16 protein-coding genes are annotated in these 18222 nt (G+C 64.6%); 8 read left to right on the top strand and 8 right to left on the bottom strand.

The window, feature by feature from the left end; translation table 11 throughout:
* Window positions 1-119 precede the first annotated feature (119 nt).
* Window positions 120-959 (top strand): SDR family NAD(P)-dependent oxidoreductase, encoded by an 840-nt coding sequence (locus AB4Z51_RS20820; protein WP_354239771.1) that lies wholly within the window; start codon window positions 120-122, stop codon window positions 957-959.
* Window positions 960-1264: 305 nt separating this feature from the next.
* On the opposite strand, the gene AB4Z51_RS20825 is transcribed toward AB4Z51_RS20820, so the two are convergent.
* From AB4Z51_RS20825 to sthA, 3 genes are all read right to left on the bottom strand, one after another.
* Window positions 1265-2638, bottom strand: coding sequence for a cytochrome P450 (locus tag AB4Z51_RS20825; protein ID WP_441497879.1), 1374 nt, complete (start codon window positions 2636-2638; stop codon window positions 1265-1267).
* Between the two features lie 138 nt (window positions 2639-2776).
* Window positions 2777-4012 (bottom strand): LLM class flavin-dependent oxidoreductase, encoded by a 1236-nt coding sequence (locus AB4Z51_RS20830; protein WP_441497880.1) that lies wholly within the window; start codon window positions 4010-4012, stop codon window positions 2777-2779.
* A 231-nt stretch (window positions 4013-4243) separates the two neighbouring features.
* Complete coding sequence (sthA, locus tag AB4Z51_RS20835; protein ID WP_441497897.1) at window positions 4244-5635, bottom strand: Si-specific NAD(P)(+) transhydrogenase; 1392 nt, start codon at window positions 5633-5635, stop codon at window positions 4244-4246.
* 148 nt (window positions 5636-5783) lie between these two features.
* Between sthA and AB4Z51_RS20840 the strand changes: the two genes are divergently transcribed.
* Both AB4Z51_RS20840 and AB4Z51_RS20845 read left to right on the top strand, forming a co-directional pair.
* Window positions 5784-7196 (top strand): MFS transporter, encoded by a 1413-nt coding sequence (locus AB4Z51_RS20840; RefSeq protein ID WP_441497881.1) that lies wholly within the window; start codon window positions 5784-5786, stop codon window positions 7194-7196.
* Between the two features lie 138 nt (window positions 7197-7334).
* Entirely contained in the window at window positions 7335-8507 is a 1173-nt protein-coding gene (locus AB4Z51_RS20845; RefSeq protein WP_441497882.1) for an extracellular catalytic domain type 1 short-chain-length polyhydroxyalkanoate depolymerase, read from the top strand.
* Window positions 8508-8555: 48 nt separating this feature from the next.
* Here AB4Z51_RS20845 and AB4Z51_RS20850 read toward each other — a convergent pair whose 3' ends face one another.
* Window positions 8556-8858, bottom strand: a complete 303-nt coding sequence (locus tag AB4Z51_RS20850; RefSeq protein ID WP_223153830.1) for a hypothetical protein — start codon at window positions 8856-8858, stop codon at window positions 8556-8558.
* 200 nt (window positions 8859-9058) lie between these two features.
* Between AB4Z51_RS20850 and AB4Z51_RS20855 the strand changes: the two genes are divergently transcribed.
* Window positions 9059-9427 carry a winged helix-turn-helix transcriptional regulator gene (locus AB4Z51_RS20855; RefSeq protein WP_441497883.1) on the top strand — a complete coding sequence of 123 codons (369 nt, stop codon included), beginning with the start codon at window positions 9059-9061 and terminating at the stop codon, window positions 9425-9427.
* A gap of 3 nt (window positions 9428-9430) precedes the next feature.
* On the opposite strand, the gene AB4Z51_RS20860 is transcribed toward AB4Z51_RS20855, so the two are convergent.
* Window positions 9431-10111 carry an MBL fold metallo-hydrolase gene (locus tag AB4Z51_RS20860; RefSeq protein WP_441497884.1) on the bottom strand — a complete coding sequence of 227 codons (681 nt, stop codon included), beginning with the start codon at window positions 10109-10111 and terminating at the stop codon, window positions 9431-9433.
* A 173-nt stretch (window positions 10112-10284) separates the two neighbouring features.
* Between AB4Z51_RS20860 and AB4Z51_RS20865 the strand changes: the two genes are divergently transcribed.
* A complete protein-coding gene (locus tag AB4Z51_RS20865; RefSeq protein WP_441497885.1) occupies window positions 10285-11889 on the top strand; it encodes an alpha-amylase family glycosyl hydrolase in 1605 nt (534 codons plus the stop codon).
* Between the two features lie 37 nt (window positions 11890-11926).
* Here the strand turns inward: AB4Z51_RS20865 and AB4Z51_RS20870 are convergent, their stop codons facing one another.
* A complete protein-coding gene (locus AB4Z51_RS20870) occupies window positions 11927-13624 on the bottom strand; it encodes an alpha-amylase family protein (RefSeq protein WP_441497886.1) in 1698 nt (565 codons plus the stop codon).
* Between the two features lie 261 nt (window positions 13625-13885).
* Here AB4Z51_RS20870 and AB4Z51_RS20875 point away from each other — a divergent pair, with 261 nt between their 5' ends.
* Entirely contained in the window at window positions 13886-14377 is a 492-nt protein-coding gene (locus tag AB4Z51_RS20875) for an MmcB family DNA repair protein (RefSeq protein ID WP_441497887.1), read from the top strand.
* A gap of 126 nt (window positions 14378-14503) precedes the next feature.
* Here the strand turns inward: AB4Z51_RS20875 and AB4Z51_RS20880 are convergent, their stop codons facing one another.
* Both AB4Z51_RS20880 and AB4Z51_RS20885 read right to left on the bottom strand, forming a co-directional pair.
* Window positions 14504-15058 carry an ActR/PrrA/RegA family redox response regulator transcription factor gene (locus AB4Z51_RS20880; RefSeq protein ID WP_441497888.1) on the bottom strand — a complete coding sequence of 185 codons (555 nt, stop codon included), beginning with the start codon at window positions 15056-15058 and terminating at the stop codon, window positions 14504-14506.
* 102 nt (window positions 15059-15160) lie between these two features.
* Window positions 15161-16483 (bottom strand): ActS/PrrB/RegB family redox-sensitive histidine kinase, encoded by a 1323-nt coding sequence (locus AB4Z51_RS20885; protein ID WP_028149359.1) that lies wholly within the window; start codon window positions 16481-16483, stop codon window positions 15161-15163.
* Window positions 16484-16589: 106 nt separating this feature from the next.
* Between AB4Z51_RS20885 and AB4Z51_RS20890 the strand changes: the two genes are divergently transcribed.
* Both AB4Z51_RS20890 and AB4Z51_RS20895 read left to right on the top strand, forming a co-directional pair.
* A complete protein-coding gene (locus AB4Z51_RS20890; protein ID WP_354177166.1) occupies window positions 16590-17393 on the top strand; it encodes an ABC transporter ATP-binding protein in 804 nt (267 codons plus the stop codon).
* A complete protein-coding gene (locus AB4Z51_RS20895; protein ID WP_063980053.1) occupies window positions 17390-18208 on the top strand; it encodes an ABC transporter permease in 819 nt (272 codons plus the stop codon). Before AB4Z51_RS20890 ends, AB4Z51_RS20895 begins: the two co-directional genes overlap by 4 nt.
* Window positions 18209-18222: the final 14 nt, after the last annotated feature.

Below are 18222 nucleotides of genomic sequence, written 5' to 3' on the forward strand. Positions count from 1 at the left end.
TCGCATGCACAAGCAAAGCTTGCCTTGTCGCAGACCGGCAGGAATAGTGACTGTCGCGGCGCCGAGATCGATCGGCGTCCGCCATTTGACATCAAATCATTCGAAAACAGGAACATTCCATGGGTAGGTTGGATGGCAAGGTTGCGGTGATTACAGGCGCGACGAGCGGGATCGGCCTGCGTACCGCGGAAGTCTTCGTTGCCGAAGGTGCCAAAATTGTGATCGCGGGGCGGCGCATACCGGAAGGCGAGGCGCTGGCGAAGCAGCTCGGGGTCAATTGCATCTTTCGCCAGACCGACGTGACGGTCGAAGCGCAGATGCAGGCGCTGATCGCGCTCGCGGTGGAGAGGTTCGGCCGGATCGACTGCCTGTTCAACAATGCCGGCGGCCCGGCGCAGACCGGGGGCATCGAAGGCCTCGATGTCGAGCGGTTCGACGCGGCGATGGCGACCTTGGTGCGCAGCGTCATGCTCGGCATGAAGCATGCCGCGCCCGTCATGAAGAAGCAGGGGTCTGGCAGCATCATCAACAATGGCAGCATCGCAGGCCGTCTCGCCGGCTTTTCCTCCTCGGTCGTCTATGGCGCGGCCAAGGCGGCGGTGATCCATCTCACCAAATGCGTGGCGATGGAGCTCGGCGAGTCCAACGTGCGGGTCAACTCGATCTCGCCCGGCGCGATCGCGACCGGCATTTTCGGCAAGGCGCTGGGGCTCGCGACCGATGCGGCGGAGGCGACGCCTGCCGTGATGCGCGAAGTCTTCAAGACCGCACAGCCGATCCCGCGCGCGGGCCTCCCCGATGACATCGCGCAGGCCGCGGTGTTTCTGGCGAGCGACGAATCCAGCTTCGTCAACGGACACGATCTCGTCGTCGACGGCGCCGTCACCGGCGGCCGCAACTGGAGCCAGCAGCAGCAGGGTTACGTCGCCATGCGCAAGGCGTTCGATCAGGGGGCGTAGCGGATAGGCGGCGGTGCCGTAGGGTGGGCAAAGGCGCGCCCTTCGCGCGCCGTGCCCACCAATTCTTTCCATCGCGGCAGATCGTGGCGGCAAATCGTGGGCACGGCGCTGCGCGCCTTTGCCCACCGTACGAGACCTGCGCTCGCGGCAGGTCTCGTGCCCCGGACGCAGCGCAGCGCTTCTTCAGCGGTGCGCTGCAGAGCCGGGGCCCATCTCTCGGAGCGGACGGYGTCGCAAGATACTGGGTCCCGGCTCTGCGCAGCAGCGCTACGCGCTGCAGCGCGTCCGGGACAAGAGAGCGGCGCCTACGCCGCCTTCACCCGCACCCTCAAGCCATCCCGCGGCTTCGGGATCGGCCACATCTGCCAGTCCGGCTTGTAGCCCGGCTCCAGCGATACTTCGAGGTTCTGCAAAAAGTGCCGGGCAAAGCACTTCGCCTGCATGTAGGCGAAGTGCAGGCCGAGGCACATATGCGCGCCGCCGCCGAACGGCACCCAGGCGAAGCGATGCCGGTTGCGCTGGGCTTCCTCGGTGAAGCGCAAGGGATCGAAGCGATCCGGCTCCGGCCAGATGTCCTTCATGTGGTGGGTGTAGAGCGGATTGACGCCGACGGCGGTGCCGGCCGGAATCGTAAAGCCCTTGAAGGTGAAATCGCGCATCGCGCGGCGCGGCATCGACGGCACCGGCGGCTTGATCCGCAGGGCCTCCTTGAACGCCATCTCCGACAGCGGCATTTTTTCGAGGTCGTCGAAGCTGCTCGGCGAACCCGGTGCGAGCCCCAGCGCAAGAACCTCTGCGCGCAATCTATCCTGCCAGTCCGGATTGGCGGCGAGCTCGCCGATGAAGGAGGTCAGCGACGAGGTCAGCGTGTCGTGCGCCGCCATCATCAGGAAGCTCATATGGTCGATGATGTCCTGCTCGGAGAGCAGGGCGCCATCCTCGTGGGTGGCGCGGCAGAGCTGCGAGAACAGATCGTCGCCGCCGTGATTGCCGCGTCGCAGCGGGATCTGCTCGCGGAAATAGGCGACGATGCGTTTGCGTCCCTTCACGCCGGCGGCCATCTGCGTGCCCGGCAGCGGCCGGCGGATCGGGGCGACGGCGGCCGCGACCATGTCGACGAACGCGCGGTTGATCTCGTCGACCTCCGGCCCGATGTCGGCGCCGAGGAACGACGCCGCCGCGAGGTCGAGCGTGAGCTRCTTCATCGCCGGATAGAGCTTCATCTCGCCAGGCTTCGCCTTCCACTGCGCGACGCGCGCGGCGATGCCGTGGTCGAGATCGCTCAGGTACGACTTCATCGGCCCCGACTTGAACGCGACCGACAGCGCTTTGCGATGCAGCCGGTGCTCGTCGAAATCGAGCAGCATCAGGCCGCGCGGAAACAACAGGCCCAGCACCTTGTTCCAGCCATGGGTCGACGAGAACAGCTTTTGCTGGTCGAACAGCACGAGCTCGTTGGCCTCGGGCCCGAGCAGCACGACATTGGTTTCGCCGAAAATATGGGTGCGGTAGACCGGGCCGTATTTGGCGCCGTTCGCCTCGATATGCCCCTTGGGATCGGCGAGCACCTGAAAGGTCTTGCCGATGATCGGCCAGCCCTCGTCGCCGGGAATGTGCGTCAGCTCGTTGCGCCTGGGTGCGGTGAACGGAAGCGCAGGGGCGACATTCTGCATCGACATGACGATTGCTCCGGTTGACCGACCGAACAGGCGCGCGAACACAGATGACTACGACCCGCGCCAGCTGACGGGGGTCAGCATAGCACAGGCCGGTATGTCTTTCTTGTGAACGTCGTTACAAGCGTAGTTCCGACGGGCCTACCGCTTCGCCGCTTCCTTCTGCAAATCCGGGGCGTTGACGGCGGGAATGGCGACGCGGCCGGCGCCGGTCACCTTCAAGGCCTCTGCAGCCTTTTCGTTCTCCATGATCTTCGCCATCACGGCCTGCCCGGCGCGTTCGAAGATCGCGCGGTTCTCGATCACGAACTTTTGCGACTTGCGCAGTCCGTCGATATAGCCGTTGATCTCCGGCACGACGTAGCGCGCCACCAGGTCCCAGCTTCGGCGGGTATTTTCGGGATTGGCCCAATCGTGCACGAAGCCGATCACGGCGCCGACGCCGCCCGACACCTGCATCACGTTCTTGATCATCTTGACGAGGTCGTCCGGCGTGCCGATGACGGAGGCCGCACCGTCGACGAAAGCGGTCTTGTCCACGGCCTCGTCGGGCGAGGCGAACGCGGTCAGGCCCGGCCGCTGCAGCGTGCCGACATTATATTCGTTGTGCCAGCGCATCAGGCCGGCGCCGGCCTCACGGCGGGCCTGTTCGCGCGTTTCGGCAACATGCCAGGTCAGCAGCACGCGCCAGTTCGCGCGATCGACCTTGGTGCCATGCTTCTTGGCCGCGTCCTCGGCGAACTGCCATTGCTGTTGCAGCGACATCAGCCCCTGCGTCGTCATCGAGCCGAGCGAGATGATGCCGATGCCGTATTTGCCGGCGAGCGTCATGCCCGAGGGCGAGATCTGCGAGGCCACCACGAACGGCATCTCCTCCTGCAAGGGCAGGAGCTGGAGCGCGGCGTCGTTCATGGTGAACCAGTCGCTCTTCGCGGTGACGCGCTCGCCGTTGAACAGGCGGCGGATCACGCCGATGGCCTCGTCCTGGCGGTCGCGCTGCGTCATCGGGTCGATGCCGAGCGTGTGCGCGTCCGACGCCAGCGCGCCGGGGCCGGAGCCGAAGATGGCGCGGCCGCCGGTCATGTGGTCGAGCTGCACCATGCGCTGGGCGACGTTGAAGGGATGATGATAGGGCAGCGACACCACGCCAGTGCCGAGCTTGATCCGCTTGGTGCGCTCGCCGGCCGCGGCCAGAAACATCTCGGGCGAGGCGATCATCTCCCAGCCGGAGGAATGGTGCTCGCCGCACCAGAACTCGTCATAACCGAGCGCGTCGAGCTGCTCGACCAGGTCGAGATCGCGCCGGAACTGGAGCATCGGATGCTCCCCGATCGGGTGATGCGGGGCAAGGAAGGCTCCGAACTTCAGGCGCGCCATGGCGTTCTCTCCGGCTGAATTTTCTGTTTGTTGAGGTGGCGAGGCTACGTGGTGGGGGCACTTAACGCAATCGCGCGGTGTCCCGCGCGGCGGAATGCAGGCATGCGTTGAGACGCTGCAACGACCTGCTTGGCCTGCATGGTTCGAGACGCCCGCTTCGCGGGCTCCTCACCATGAGGGTCTAAATGGCCGCAATGGGACTGTTCGCCAAATTCGCCGCGAAGAACGCCGCTACCGCGTCATCCTGTTCCACGCATCCAGCCCGGCGATCTTGTACGCCTCCGCCAGCGTCGGATAGTTGAACGTGTTCTGGATGAAATAGTCGATGGTGCCTTTGAGGTTGAGCACGGCCTGGCCGATATGGATCAGCTCGGTGGCGCCTTCGCCGAGGATGTGCACGCCAAGCAGCCGGCGCGTCTTGGTCGAGAAGATCATCTTCATCATGCCGCTGTTCAGCCCCATGATGTGGCCGCGGGAGGTCTCGCGGAAGCGTGCGATGCCGACCTCGTAGGGAATGCCGCGCGTGCGCACCTCTTCTTCGGTGAGCCCTGTGGTCGATATCTCCGGCACCGAATAGATGCCGTAAGGGAAGAACTCCGGCGGCGCGAGCGGCTCCATGCCGAGCGCGTGGCAGGCGGCGACGCGTCCCTGCTCCATCGAGGTGGAAGCAAGGCTCGGAAAGCCGATCACGTCGCCGGCGGCGTAGATGTGCGGCACGCTGGTCTGCAAGGTCACGGGATCGACCGAGATGCGGCCGCGATGGTCGACGACGATGCCGGCGGCCTCCAAGTTGAGCCGATCGGTGGCGCCGACGCGCCCCGCCGCGAACAGCAGCATTTCAGTGGTGACGTGCCGCCCGTCCGACAAATGCGTGACGATGCCACCCTGCGCAGTCTTCTCGATCGAATTGACCTTGGCGCCGAGCCGCAGCGCGACGTTGCGGTCGCGCAGCTCGTGCACGAATTCGTCGATCAATTCCTTGTCGATGAAATCGAGGAAGGTCGGCCGCGGCTCGATCAGTGTGACGGGCACGTCGAGCGCGCTGAAGATGGTGGCGTATTCGACGCCGATCACGCCGGCGCCGATCACAGCCAGGCTGCGCGGCAGCTTTGCCAGCTCGATGATCTCGTCGCTGTCGAGCACGGTGGTGCCGTCGAACGGCACGTAGTCGGGGCGGAACGGGCGCGTGCCGCAGGCGATCAGGATGAAGGCGGCCGACACCACCTTTACCTCGCCATTTGAGCTCGTGATCTCGACCTCGTGCGGTGAGACCAGCCGCGCCTCGCCATTGGCGGTGCGCACCAGGTTGCGGCTGAACTGATGCTCGAGTACCTCGACCTCATGGTCGAGCGTCTTCTGAAGACGGATCATCAGGTCGCTTGCCGCGATGTCCTGCTTCACCTTGTAGGAGCGGCCGTAAAAGCCGCGCTCGCGCCAGCCGGAGAGATTGAGCACGGTCTCGCGCAGGGTCTTTGAAGGAATCGTCCCGGTATGGACCGAGACGCCGCCGACCCGCCGGCCCTTCTCCACCACCAGCACGGCCTTGCCGAGCTTGGCACATTGCACCGCAGCCCGGCGCCCCGACGGGCCCGAGCCGATCACCACCATGTCGTAGTCGTACATCCGGAAAACTTCCGAGCCCGCAAAACCAGCGGGAATTGCCATGCAGCAATCGGGCCAAAGCGGCAAGTCCTACCTCGGAGGTAATCGCGCCGATGACGCCGATCTGCGAGTTTTGCGCGCAAATAAATCGCCGAAGGCTCGCGCGAAAATGCATCAAACCGTCACAAAACAAGTCGATTCGTCGCGCCGCTGGGGCGTGTTGGCGATCGTCGTCGCCGCGCAGTTCATGTTCGGCGTCGATGCCTTCATCGTGAACGTCGCCATTCCCACTATCGCGGCGGACCTGCACGCGACGCCGGCGCAGATCGAATCCGTCATCGCGATCTATCTGATCGCCTACGCCACGCTGGTCGTCACCGGCGGCCGCCTCGGCGACATCCACGGCACGAAGAATGTCTTCCTGGCCGGCGTGCTCGGCTTCACGGTGACCTCGCTGTGGTGCGGGCTGGTGCAATCGGGCGCGGAGCTGATCATCGCGCGGCTGGCGCAGGGCGCGACTGCAGCGCTGATGGTGCCGCAGGTGCTGGCGACGCTGCATCTGCTGTTCACCGACGAACAGCGCAGCCGCGCTTTCGCCATCTACGGCATCGTGCTCGGGCTTGCGGGCGCCGCGGGCTTCCTGCTCGGTGGTCTCCTGGTCACGATCGACCTCGCCGGTACCGGCTGGCGCTCGGTGTTCTTCGTCAACGTGCCCTGCGGCCTCGTCATTGCGGCTGCCGCCTGGCGCATCATGCCGTCAGTGCCGCGCCGGGCCGGCACGCGGCTCGACATCAAAGGGAGCATGGTGCTGTTCGCGGGGCTGTTGTGCCTGATCGGACCGCTGCTGTTCGGTCACGATGTCGGCTGGGCGCCGTGGCTCTGGGCCGTGATGGCAAGCGGCGGCGCGATCCTTTTCGCCTTCTTGAAACTCGAGCATGCGGTGGCGCGCGCCGGCGGCATGCCGCTGATCGATCTGACGCTGCTGTCCGATGCAGCCTTCCTGCGCGGGCTCGGCGCGGCGTTCTTTTTCTTCGTCGCCAACCTCTCGTTCTATCTGGTCATGACGCTGTTCATGCAGCGCGGCCTGAAGATCCCGCCGCTCGCAGCCGGCATGGCCTTCATTCCGCTCGCGCTGGCTTTCGTGGTCGCGTCGCGCCACAGCGGCGCGCGGGCGCGCCATCGCGGGACCAAGGTGTTGATCGAAGGCTGCATGCTGCAGATCGCGGGCCTCGCTGCACTCGCGCTGGTCACGGGGTATATCGATGCGCCCGCGCCGATCCTGCTCGCGCTCGTCATGATCATCTTCGGCTGCGGCCAGGGGATGGTGATGGCGCCGCTATCCGGTGCGGTGCTCTCGACGGTGAAGCCTGTCGCGGCAGTCTCGGCGTCCGGCATGTACGGCACGACGGCGCAGATCGGAAATGCGGCCGGAGTGGCCGCAATCGGCGCGGCGTTCTTCGCGGTTGAAGCGTTGCAATCGGCGCGCGCAGGCTTCTTCGTTTCGCTCGCCGCGTTTGCGGCGTTAATCACGATCTGCGCCGCATTTCTGGCGTGGATGCGCCGCGTCTCTGCACGAAGTTGAGGCATTGCGGTTAATTCATGCGTATTCCTGCGGATTTTGCGTGATTTCGGGTGATAGACAGCACACGGGCTTTTTATTTTGCACCGCAGCAACTATTTGGTTTGGGTGAACGTTGAACGTCGCCTGCCAGGAGTTGCCGTGTCGCTTGCCAAAAATCTCGCTCTCTTGAGACATCTGCCAAAGGTGGATGGTCTGCGCCTTGCCGAATTCGGCCGGAGCGCGGACGTGTCCAGCCCGTTGGAAGAAGTCACGGGCTTCGGCGACAATCCCGGAAACTTGCGCATGTTCGCGTTCGTGCCGGCGCAGCTCCAGAAGCCGCGCGCGCTCGTCGTCGTGCTGCATGGCTGCGGCCAGACCGCCGCTGCTTACGATCTCGGCGCGGGATGGTCGACGCTCGCGAAGCATTACGGCTTCGCGCTGGTGATGCCCGAGCAGCAACGCGTCAACAATGGCAACACCTGCTTCAACTGGTTCAATCCGGAAGACACTGCGCGGGACGGCGGCGAGGCGCGGTCGATCCGCGAAATGATCGCGCATATGGCGGAAGCACACCGCATCGATCCCAAGCGCGTCTTCATCACCGGTCTCTCCGCCGGCGGCGGCATGACGTCGGTGATGCTCGCGACCTATCCCGAAGTCTTCGCGGCCGGTGCGGTGATCGCCGGGTTGCCCTATGGCATCGCCTCGAATCTGCGCGAGGCGCTGGACGGCATGTTTCATTCGCCGCAGCGGCCGGAGCGCGAACTCGGCGACTTCGTGCGGCGTGCCTCGAACCATCGCGGGCCGTGGCCGAAGATGTCGGTGTGGCACGGCAGCGCCGACCGCACCGTCAATCCCGGCAACGCCAGCGAGATCGTCAAGCAGTGGCTCGATTTGCACGATCTGCCGGCCGTGCCGATGGCGGAGACGATCGTCGATGGCTATCCGCGCCAGGCCTGGTGGAACAAGGACGGCGAAACGCTGGTCGAGTCCTACGCCATCACCGACATGGCCCACGGTACGCCGCTCGGCCTCGCCGACAATGATCAGCGCTACGGCATCGAAGGCGCATTCCTGATCGAGGCCGGTATTTCCTCGTCGTACCACATCGCAAAGTTCTTCGGCCTCACCGGCTGGATTCCGGACGCGGCCGGGAAGAAGGCCGGGCCTGGGACGTCGAAGCCGGCGCTTTCACCCGCGCCGCATCTCGCCCGCTCGATCCGCGCCGCCGTCGCCGAAGAGCCGGCCGAGCCGAAGCGCGAGGCGGCGCGCGGCTTCGATCTCGGCCAGATCATCACGCGCGCACTCACCGCTGCGGGATTGATGAAGTAGCCCACTGTCGCCCCGGGGCGCGACGTAGTCGCGAGCCCGGAATGACGGCTACGCCGTCTGATCGATCCATTCGATCGGCGCCACCGTCACCTCGCCGCCGGCGACCTTCCGCGTCATCTCCTGATAGGCCTTGAAGAAGTCGCGCGATTGCAGCGCTTTTTGCGCGGCCTCGTCGGTGACGCTGGCGAGGTGGAAATAGCTGGCGTCGTCGCGGTTCTTCAGGACCCGATAGCCGATCCGCCCCTTCAACTCCGGATCGCCCTCGATCGCCTTGATGAAGCGGCCGATCTCCTGGTGCCAGGCTTCCGTCGTGCCGTTCCTGAATTCGTACCTGATCATGAAGTGCTTCATGTGACGCTCCCTGTTCGTCTGGTGCGCCATCATCTGCGCCTTGCAGGCGATCCTGCAAGTATGGACAAAATTGATAGTATGGACTTTTTCGACGTCGCTCCTATCCTTATCGCATAGCGTTTTCGAGCGAAGTGGATACCGGTTCGCGTAAAGAAAACGCGTCAAAACAAGAATCGCTGGCTGCGTATGGAGGAGGCGACATGGCAAGGGCAACCCCGGCGCGCACCTGTCCGGTTACGGCCTTTCAGAAGATGATCAGCGGCAAGTACAAGCTCCGCATCGTCTGGGACCTCAGGGTCGGCCCGCGCCGCTATGGCGAGATCAGGAGCGGCCTGTTGCGCGGCGCGGCCGGCAGCGCCGAGATCACCCCGCGCGTGCTCAGCCGCGAATTGAAGGCGCTGACCCAAAGCGGCCTGATCGACCGCAAGGATTTTGGCGAGGTGCCGCCGAAGGTCGAGTATCGCCTGACCCGCAAGGGCAAGAGTTTTGTGCCGGTCGTTGCGGCCATCCGCGAATGGGGCGAACGCAACCTCAGTGACACCGCGGCGTTGGCGGAAGCCGCCGAGTAACGCTCACATCTCGCCGGTGATGAACGGATTGGTCATCCGTTCCTGGCCGATGCTCGAGCCGGCGCCGTGGCCGCAGATGAAGCCGACGTCGTCGCCGAGCGGCAGGAGCTTGGTCTTGATCGAGTTGATCAGCGTGGCGTGACTGCCGCCGGGCAGGTCGGTGCGCCCGACCGAGCCGGCGAACAGCACGTCGCCGACATGGGCAAAACGCAAGTCCTTGTTGAAGAACACCACGCTGCCGGGCGAGTGGCCCGGGCAGTGCAGAATGTCGAACTGCAGGCCGCCGATCGACACGCTGTCGCCCTCGTCGAGCCAGCGGTCCGGCTCGAAATTGCGCACCTCCGTCATGCCGAAGCGCGCGCCGCTCTCGACCACGTTGTCGAGCAGGAATTTATCCGCGATATGCGGCCCCTCGATCGGCACCTTCAGCGCATCGCGCAATTCGGCCGCGCCGCCGACATGGTCGATATGGCCGTGGGTCAGCCAGATCTTCTCCACGGTGACGCCGGTCTGCTTGATCGCGTCCAGAATCTTCGGCACGTCCCCGCCGGGGTCGATCACCACGGCCTTCTTGCCGGGCTCGTCCCAGATGATGGTGCAGTTCTGCTCGAACAGCGTCACGGGGACGATGATCGCGCCGGCCTTGGCTTGTTGGGATTCTTGGGTGTCGTTTTGCTCGGTCATGGGCCTCACAATGCCGATTTTTGCCATGCCGCCAAGCAAAAGATTCGTGCCTCGCCCGGGAACAGCCGCACCCGCCGTCACACGGCCGTCCCAATTCGCCTGCTGGTTTGAACCGCGGCGTTCGTTCCGCGTTCACTCGCGCGAGACGCAGATTTTTGGGTGGGTTTTCCGGCATGGCTCAGGGCGGCGACAATTGGTGGCGCGACGGCATCTTCTATCAGATCTACCCGCGCTCCTTTCAGGACTCAGACGGTGACGGCGTCGGCGATCTCGCCGGCATCTTGCGGCGGCTGCCTTACGTGAAATCACTCGGCGTCGATGCGATCTGGCTGTCGCCGATCTTTCCGTCGCCGATGGCCGATTTCGGCTACGACATCTCCGACTATACCGGCATCGATCCGCTGTTCGGCACGATGGCGGATTTCGATGCGCTGCTCGCGGCTGCGCATGACAGCGGGCTGAAGCTGATCCTCGACCTCGTGCCGAACCACACATCAAGCCAGCACCCCTGGTTCGTCGAGAGCCGGTCCTCGCGCGACAATCCCAAACGCGACTGGTACGTCTGGCGCGATCCGGCCGCCGATGGCGGTGTCCCGAACAACTGGCTGTCCGAATTCGGCGGCAGCGCGTGGGCTTTCGACGAGACGACAGGTCAATATTACTACCACGCCTTCCTTGCCGAGCAGCCGGACCTCAACTGGCGCAATCCGGATGTCCGCGCGGCGATCTACGACGCGATGCGGTTCTGGCTGGAGAAGGGCGTCGACGGCTTCCGCGTCGACGTGATCTGGCACCTGATCAAGGATGCCGAATTCCGCGACAACCCGCCGAACCCGCATTACGTCGAGGGCCGGCCGCCGAACGAGAGGATCCTGACGCAATACTCCACCGACCAGCCGGAGGTGCATGACGTCATCGCCGAGATGCGGCGCGTCACGGACGCGTATCGCGATCGCGTGCTGATCGGCGAGATCTATCTGCCGCTGCACCGGCTGATGGCCTATTACGGCAACGATCTCACCGGCGCGCAGATGCCGTTCAACTTCGCGCTGCTCTCGACGTTCTGGAGCGCGCGCTCGATCGAGACAATCGTCGAGGATTACGAGAAGGCGCTGCCGAAGGGCGCCTGGCCGAACTGGGTGCTCGGCAATCACGACCGTCCGCGCGTCGCAAGCCGCGTCGGGCCGGAGCAGGCCCGCGTCGCTGCCATGCTGCTGCTGACGCTGCGCGGTACGCCGACGCTCTATTACGGCGACGAGATCGGCATGCACCAGCTGGCGATCTCCCCTGAGGACGTGCGCGATCCCTTCGAGAAGAATGTGCCCGGCATCGGGGTGGGTCGCGACGGCTGCCSCACGCCGATGCAGTGGGACTCTTCGCAGACCGGCGGCTTCTCCGGCGTAAGGCCCTGGCTGCCGCTGCCGGAGGACCATATCCGCGAGAACGTCACCGATCTCGAAGCCGATTCGCGTTCGATCCTCAGTCTGTACAAGCGGCTGATTGCCTTGCGGAAGGCATCTCCGGCGCTGGTCGAGGGCGACTACCATCCGATCGCCGCGCAAGGCGATCTGCTGGTCTATCGCCGCGAGGCCGAGGGCATCGCGATCATCGTCGTGCTCAATCTCGGGCCCGACCCGATCGCCGTGACCACCAGCGCGATCCGTTTCAACAGCGAGATATTGCTGTCGACGTTTCTGGATCGCGAGGGCGAGAGGCTGGAAGGCGTGCTGGATCTGCGCGGCAACGAGGGCGTGGTGGTGATGCCGCCACACATGTAGCCGTTCGCGGGGACGACGGCCGTGTGCGGAGATGCACCTACCCCGGATGCTTGTTACCCGCGGCATTCCCGTCGATGTCGCTCCGCTTCAGCAAATAATCCAGCCCTCCGACGCGGTACCAGCGATAGCCATAGGGCTCCAGCACGACGCGATGCTGGCCGCGCTTGTCGGCGTGGCTGTGATCTTCCGCGAGCAGGTTGATCAGGTGCGCGCCGGCCTCGCCGGACAGCCCCGCCGAGAATGCGATCTCGCGCGGCTTCTCATCCAGATTGTGAACGAACAGCACGGAATTGTTGCGCCAGTCGTAACGCATGATGAACACGGAGGGATCGCGCGTCGGAATGATCACGAAGTCGCCCCAGCCGATCTCGGGCACCTCCTTGCGCATGCGGACGATGCGCTCGGTCCAGTTCAGCATGGAATTGGGATCGCGCCGCTGTTTTGCGACATTGACGTGCTCGTAGCCGTAGGGGCCCGTGTCGATGACCGGGCATGCCGGCTTATCGTTCTTGGTGAAGCCGCCATGCGGCTCGGTCGACCATTGCATCGGCGTGCGCGCGCAATTGCGCTCGGGGAGCGAGAGATCGTCGCCCATCGCGATCTCGTCGCCGTAGCGGATGACGGGCGTTCCCGGCAACGTGCACATCAGGCTGTAGGCGAGCTCGAGCCGCCTTCGGTCGCCGCCGACCATCGGCGCGAAGCGGCGGCGAATGCCGCGGTCGTAGAGCTGCATGTCCTTGTCGGGGCCGAAGCGCTTGAACACGATGTCACGCTGCGCCTTGGTCAGGCGTCCCAAATCGAGCTCGTCGTGATTGCGCAGGAACAGACCCCATTGCGCGCTGGCCGGCCGCGGCCTGGTCGCCTTCAACGCCTTCGCCAGCGGACGCGAATCGCCGGATGCCAGCGCATAGAACAGATGCTGGTTGACGTGGAAGTTGAACATCATGTGCATGCGGTCGCCGTCGCGGCCGAAATATTCCATGTCCGTCTCAGGCAGCACGTTGGCTTCGGCGAGGATGATGGCGTCGCCCTGCCGCCATTGCAGGAATTCGCGGAACGCGCGCAGCATGTCGTACTGCTCGACCGGCTTCTTCACCTTCGCGCCCTTGGTGGCGATCACGAACGGCACGGCGTCCATGCGGAAGCCGGAGACGCCGAGCTGGATCCAGAAGCCCATGATCTTCAGGATTTCGGCCTGCACATGCGGATTTGAGGTGTTGAGATCGGGCTGGAAATCGTAGAAGCGGTGGAAGAACCAGGCGCCGGCTTCCTTGTCGCGCGTCCACGTCGACTTCTGCACGCCGGGAAACACCATGCCCTTGTTGGCGCCGGCCGGCTTCTTGTCCGACCACACATACCAGTCGCGATAGAGCGAATTCCTGTCGCGCCGCGCCTCCTTGAACCAGTGATGCTGGTCGGAGGTGTGGTTGACGACGAGGTCGATGATGATGCGGATGCCGCGCTGCTTGCAGCCGTGGGTGAACTCGACGAAATCGCCGAGCGTGCCGTAGCGGGAATCGACGCTGTAATAGTCGGCGATGTCGTAGCCGTCGTCGCGGCCCGGCGAGGTCTGGAACGGCATCAACCAGATCGTGGTGATGCCGAGGCCGTGCAAATAGTCGAGCCGCCGCAGCAGGCCCTTGAAGTCGCCGACGCCGTCGCTGTTGGCATCCATATAGGTGCCGACGGAGAGGCAGTAGATCACGCCGTTCTTGTACCAGAGATCGTCGATCATGCGCGAGCAGCCTCGATGCTCCGCCGAGGTGTGGCGGCTGCGTGATAAGTGCGTGGGGGAGGCGAGGTTCCCGCACTCCGCTGTCGTCCCGGGGCGCGACGTAGTCGCGAGCCCGGGACCCATAACCACAGGGAGTAGTTTGGCCAAAACTCGGAGTTACCTGCTCACCCGACAACTTCTCCCTGTGGCTATGGATTCCGGGCTCGCGACTGCGTCGCGCCCCGGAATGACGGGCCCACCGGAATCGGCTAAGCTCCCCCCATGGACAGCCCCGCCCGCAACATCGCCGTGGTTCCGCCGCCTGACCGCCGCCAGTCCGAGACGGCGCTGGCGATCGCGCGCGGCACGGCGCGGCTGCTGCGCTCGCTCGGCTTTACCTGCATCAGCGAACTGCCGCTGCCGTCGGGCCGGCGCGCCGATCTGGTGGCGCTCAACGAGCGCGGCGAGATCTGGATCGTGGAGATCAAATCGTCGGTCGAGGATTTGCGTGCCGACCAGAAATGGCACGAATACCGCGCCCATTGCGACCGGCTGTTCTTCGCCTTCACGCAGGATCTGCCGTGCGAGATTTTTCCGCAAGACACCGGCCTGATCATCGCGGACGCCTATGGCGCGCACATGCAGTGCGAGGCGCCCGAGCACAAGATCGCCGCTGCCACGCGCAAGCAGATGACGGTGCGTTTCGCGATGGCGGCAGCGCTGCGGATCAACCGTCTGGTCGACCCGCAGGGCCACGCGGATTTTTGGGAGTAGCGGCGCGGCGAACGCGGACGCCGTAGGGTGGGCAAAGCGAAAGCGTGCCCACCATCCAAGCCGATCAGGATTGAAGTAGAAGCGGTGGGCACGGCGCTACGCGCCTTTGCCCACCCTACGAGACCGTTACCTCGGCGCGCGCTTCGCCAAGATCCRCTGCAACGTACGACGGTGCATATTCAGCCGCCGCGCCRTCTCCGAGACGTTGCGGTTGCACATCTCGTAGATGCGCTGGATGTGCTCCCAGCGGACGCGGTCGGCGGACATCGGGTTGGTCGGCAACTCGGACTTCTCCGAGCTGGTCGAGAGCAGGGCGGCGACGACGTCGTCGGCATCCGCGGGCTTCGACAGATAATCGATCGCACCCATCTTCACGGCGGTCACGGCGGTGGCGATGTTGCCATAGCCGGTCAGCACGATCGCGCGGGCTTCGGGGCGCTTCTTCTTCAGCGCGGAGACGACGTCGAGACCATTGCCGTCGCCGAGCCGCAGATCCACCACGGCGAATGCGGGCGCGGCCTTGCCGATCTGCGCGAGGCCATCCGAGACGGTGTCACACGACGTCACCGCAAAGCCACGGGTCTCCATCGCGCGCGACAACCGCTCCAGGAACGGCTTGTCGTCCTCCACGATGAGAAGCGAGCGGTCGGTCTGTTCGTTCAGTTCGGCGATGGCGTTCAAGGTGTTGTCCTCTCTCTGCACATCTACATATGGCGTCGCAATCAGGCGGTGCCAAGGCCGCAAATAGTCGATCGGCCCTGCTGTGCGACGCAAGGTCGCGGCCTATCCTATTGTTTCTTCGAGCGTCTCGATAGTCTCAAAACGCTCTCTCGGCCAATTGATGTGAACCACAGCACCGTGTTCCGGAAAGGTCCGGTTGGTAAACGAGACCTTGGCCCCGGTGCGTTCCAGCAAGGTGCGCGCGATGAACACGCCAAGTCCGAGCCCGCGCCGCTCGCCGCCGCCGTCATCCAGATTGCGCCGCCGCGACAAATAGGGCTCGCCGATCCGGTTAAGGATATCAGGCGGAATGCCCGGGCCGTCGTCGGAGATCACGAGCTCGATCGTGTCCTTGTTCCACCATGCATTCACCTCGACGGTGGTGCGGGCGAAATCGACCGCGTTCTCGACGATGTTGCCGACCCCGTAGAGGATCGCGGGGTTGCGCGAGCCGATCGGCTCGGCGAAGGCCGCCACTGCGATCCGCACCTTGATGTCGACGCCGAAATCGCGGTGCGGGGCCACCACCTCCTCGATCAGCTCCGACATTTTCATGCGGTCGAACGGTGCGCCTTCGGAGGAAAGCTGGGTGATCTTGCTCAAGATGTCGCGGCAGCGCTGGGTCTGCTCGCGCAGGGTTTTCAGGTCGGCGGCGAAGCTTGGGTCCTTCACCGTCTTCTCCAGCTCGCGCGAGATCAGGAAGATGGTCGCGAGCGGCGTGCCGAGCTCGTGCGCGGCTGCGGCAGCCAGGCCGTCGAGCTGGGTCAGATGCTGCTCGCGTGTCAGCACCAGCTCGGTCGCAGCCAGCGCGTCGGCGAGCTTGCGCGCCTCCTCCGTCACCTGGAACGAGTAGAGACTGGTGACGCCGATCGCGAGCACGATCGAGAGCCAGATGCCGATGAGATAAATCGGCGGCAGCACCAGGGGATCGTCCGAATCCCAGGGCAGCGGCAGATGGAAGAAGAACAGGACCGAAGCACAGGCCACCGCGAGCAGGCCGAGGCCGAAGGTGAGGCGGGCCGGCAGCGCCGTGGCCGAGATCAGCACGGGCGCGAGGAACAGGAACGAGAACGGGTTCTGCAGTCCGCCGGTGAAGAACAAGAGCCCCGCCAGCTCCACGATGTTCAGCGCCAGCAGTCCGGCCGCCTGCATCGGCTCCAGCCGTTGCAGCGGATTGGACACGGTCTGGAGCGCCAGGTTGAGCGCCGCCGACAGCGCGATGATGCTGACGCAGGGGACGATCTCGACGTTGAACTCCAGCCCCTGTGCCACGATGAAGATCGCCGCGAGCTGGCCGAGCACCGCCAGCCAGCGCAGCCGCAGGATCGTGTCCAGGCGGATATGCCGCTGTGCGTGGCGGAAATCGGTATCGGCAGTCTCGGTCATCTCGGCCAATGTGGCGGTGCCTTCTCGGTCACAAACGCGGGGCTCGCGGAACCACCCGGATTACAAGCCTTGCGCTATCCGCTGCAATAGCAGAAGAACGGCTAGCATGACCGGGAACGACAAAGCTTCAAGTCCGCCGACTGTCGCGGAGCGCGGCTCCTCTGCGGCCATCGCGGTCGATCACCTCGTCAAGGTCTACAAGCAGACCCGCGCCGTCGACGATATCTCCTTTTCGCTGCCGCGTGGCAGCATCACCGGGCTCCTGGGCGGCAACGGTGCCGGCAAGACCACGACCATCGCGATGATCATGGGCCTGGTGCTGCCGACCTCCGGCCGCGTGCAGGTGCTCGGGCATCGGATGCCGGAGCAGAGCGCGGCGGTGCTGGGGCGGATGAATTTCGAGAGCCCCTATGTCGACATGCCGATGCGCCTCACGGTGCGGCAGAACCTCACCGTGTTCGGCAAGCTCTATGCGGTGAAGAACGTCTCCGATCGCATCGCCAGGCTGGCCGACGAGCTTGATCTCACCGAATTCATCGACCGCGCCAACGGCAAGCTCTCCGCCGGGCAGAAGACCCGCGTCGCGCTGGCGAAGGCGCTGATCAACCAGCCCGCGCTGCTGTTGCTGGACGAGCCCACCGCCTCGCTCGACCCGGATACGGCCGACTGGGTGCGGGCGCATATGGAGCGCTATCGCAAGGAGAACAACGCGACCATCCTTCTGGCTTCGCACAACATGCTCGAGGTCGAGCGTCTGTGCGACCGCGTCATCATCATGAAGCGCGGCCGCATCGAGGACGACGACACGCCGGAGGCCATCATGGCGCGCTACAACCGCACCACGCTGGAGGAGGTGTTCCTGGACGTCGCGCGCGGGCGGGTGAACGGTGCGAAGGAGGCGGCGCGATGACCGAGCTCTCCCTTCACCGCGGCATTTCCATCCATCGCATCGGCGCGATGATCCTGCGCTACTGGTACCTGTTGATGTCGTCCTGGCCGCGGCTGCTCGAGCTGCTTTATTGGCCCGCGCTCCAGGTCATCACCTGGGGCTTTCTCCAGCTCTACATCGCCGAGAACGCCAATTTCTTCGCACGCGCCGGCGGCACGCTGATCGGCGCCGTCATCCTCTGGGACATCCTGTTCCGCGGCCAGCTCGGCTTTTCGATCTCGTTCCTGGAGGAGATGTGGGCGCGCAACATCGGCAACCTCATGATGAGCCCGTTGAAGCCGATCGAGTTTCTGCTGTCGCTGATGATCATGAGCATGATCCGGCTCGCGATCGGCGTCATCCCGATGACGCTGCTCGCGCTGTTCCTGTTTCACTTCAACGTCTACGCCCTCGGTCTGCCGCTGATTGCATTCTTCTGCAATCTGATCTTCACCAGCTGGGCGGTCGGCATCTTCGTCTCGGGGCTGGTCTTACGAAACGGCCTTGGCGCCGAGAGCATCGTCTGGACCCTGATGTTCGCGATCATGCCGCTCGCCTGCGTCTACTATCCCGTCAGCGTGCTGCCGGCATGGCTGCAATACGTCGCCTGGTCGCTGCCGCCGACCTATGTGTTCGAGGGAATGCGGGCGCTCCTGATCGAACAGACCCTCCGGATCGATCTGATGTTGCGTGCGTTGGCCATCAATGCGGTGCTGCTGGTTGCATCTTTTGGGGCATTCCTTGCCCTTTTGCGGAGCGCCAAGAAGCACGGCTCGCTGCTCTCGAGCGGTGAATAATCTCACTTTCCCGT

It is taken from the genome of Bradyrhizobium sp. 2TAF36, assembly GCF_052114925.1.
In the GTDB taxonomy this organism is placed as follows: Bacteria; Pseudomonadota; Alphaproteobacteria; order Rhizobiales; family Xanthobacteraceae; genus Bradyrhizobium; species Bradyrhizobium barranii.

Coding starts and splice junctions, on each gene's coding strand:
- AB4Z51_RS20820 (WP_354239771.1), top strand. CDS start 120: ATGGGTAGGTTGGATGGCAAGGTTGCGGTGATTACAGGCGCGACGAGC.
- AB4Z51_RS20830 (WP_441497880.1), bottom strand. CDS start 4,012: ATGGCGCGCCTGAAGTTCGGAGCCTTCCTTGCCCCGCATCACCCGATC.
- sthA (WP_441497897.1), bottom strand. CDS start 5,635: ATGTACGACTACGACATGGTGGTGATCGGCTCGGGCCCGTCGGGGCGC.
- AB4Z51_RS20840 (WP_441497881.1), top strand. CDS start 5,784: ATGCATCAAACCGTCACAAAACAAGTCGATTCGTCGCGCCGCTGGGGC.
- AB4Z51_RS20850 (WP_223153830.1), bottom strand. CDS start 8,858: ATGAAGCACTTCATGATCAGGTACGAATTCAGGAACGGCACGACGGAA.
- AB4Z51_RS20855 (WP_441497883.1), top strand. CDS start 9,059: ATGGCAAGGGCAACCCCGGCGCGCACCTGTCCGGTTACGGCCTTTCAG.
- AB4Z51_RS20860 (WP_441497884.1), bottom strand. CDS start 10,111: ATGACCGAGCAAAACGACACCCAAGAATCCCAACAAGCCAAGGCCGGC.
- AB4Z51_RS20870 (WP_441497886.1), bottom strand. CDS start 13,624: ATGATCGACGATCTCTGGTACAAGAACGGCGTGATCTACTGCCTCTCC.
- AB4Z51_RS20875 (WP_441497887.1), top strand. CDS start 13,886: ATGGACAGCCCCGCCCGCAACATCGCCGTGGTTCCGCCGCCTGACCGC.
- AB4Z51_RS20885 (WP_028149359.1), bottom strand. CDS start 16,483: ATGACCGAGACTGCCGATACCGATTTCCGCCACGCACAGCGGCATATC.
- AB4Z51_RS20890 (WP_354177166.1), top strand. CDS start 16,590: ATGACCGGGAACGACAAAGCTTCAAGTCCGCCGACTGTCGCGGAGCGC.
- AB4Z51_RS20895 (WP_063980053.1), top strand. CDS start 17,390: ATGACCGAGCTCTCCCTTCACCGCGGCATTTCCATCCATCGCATCGGC.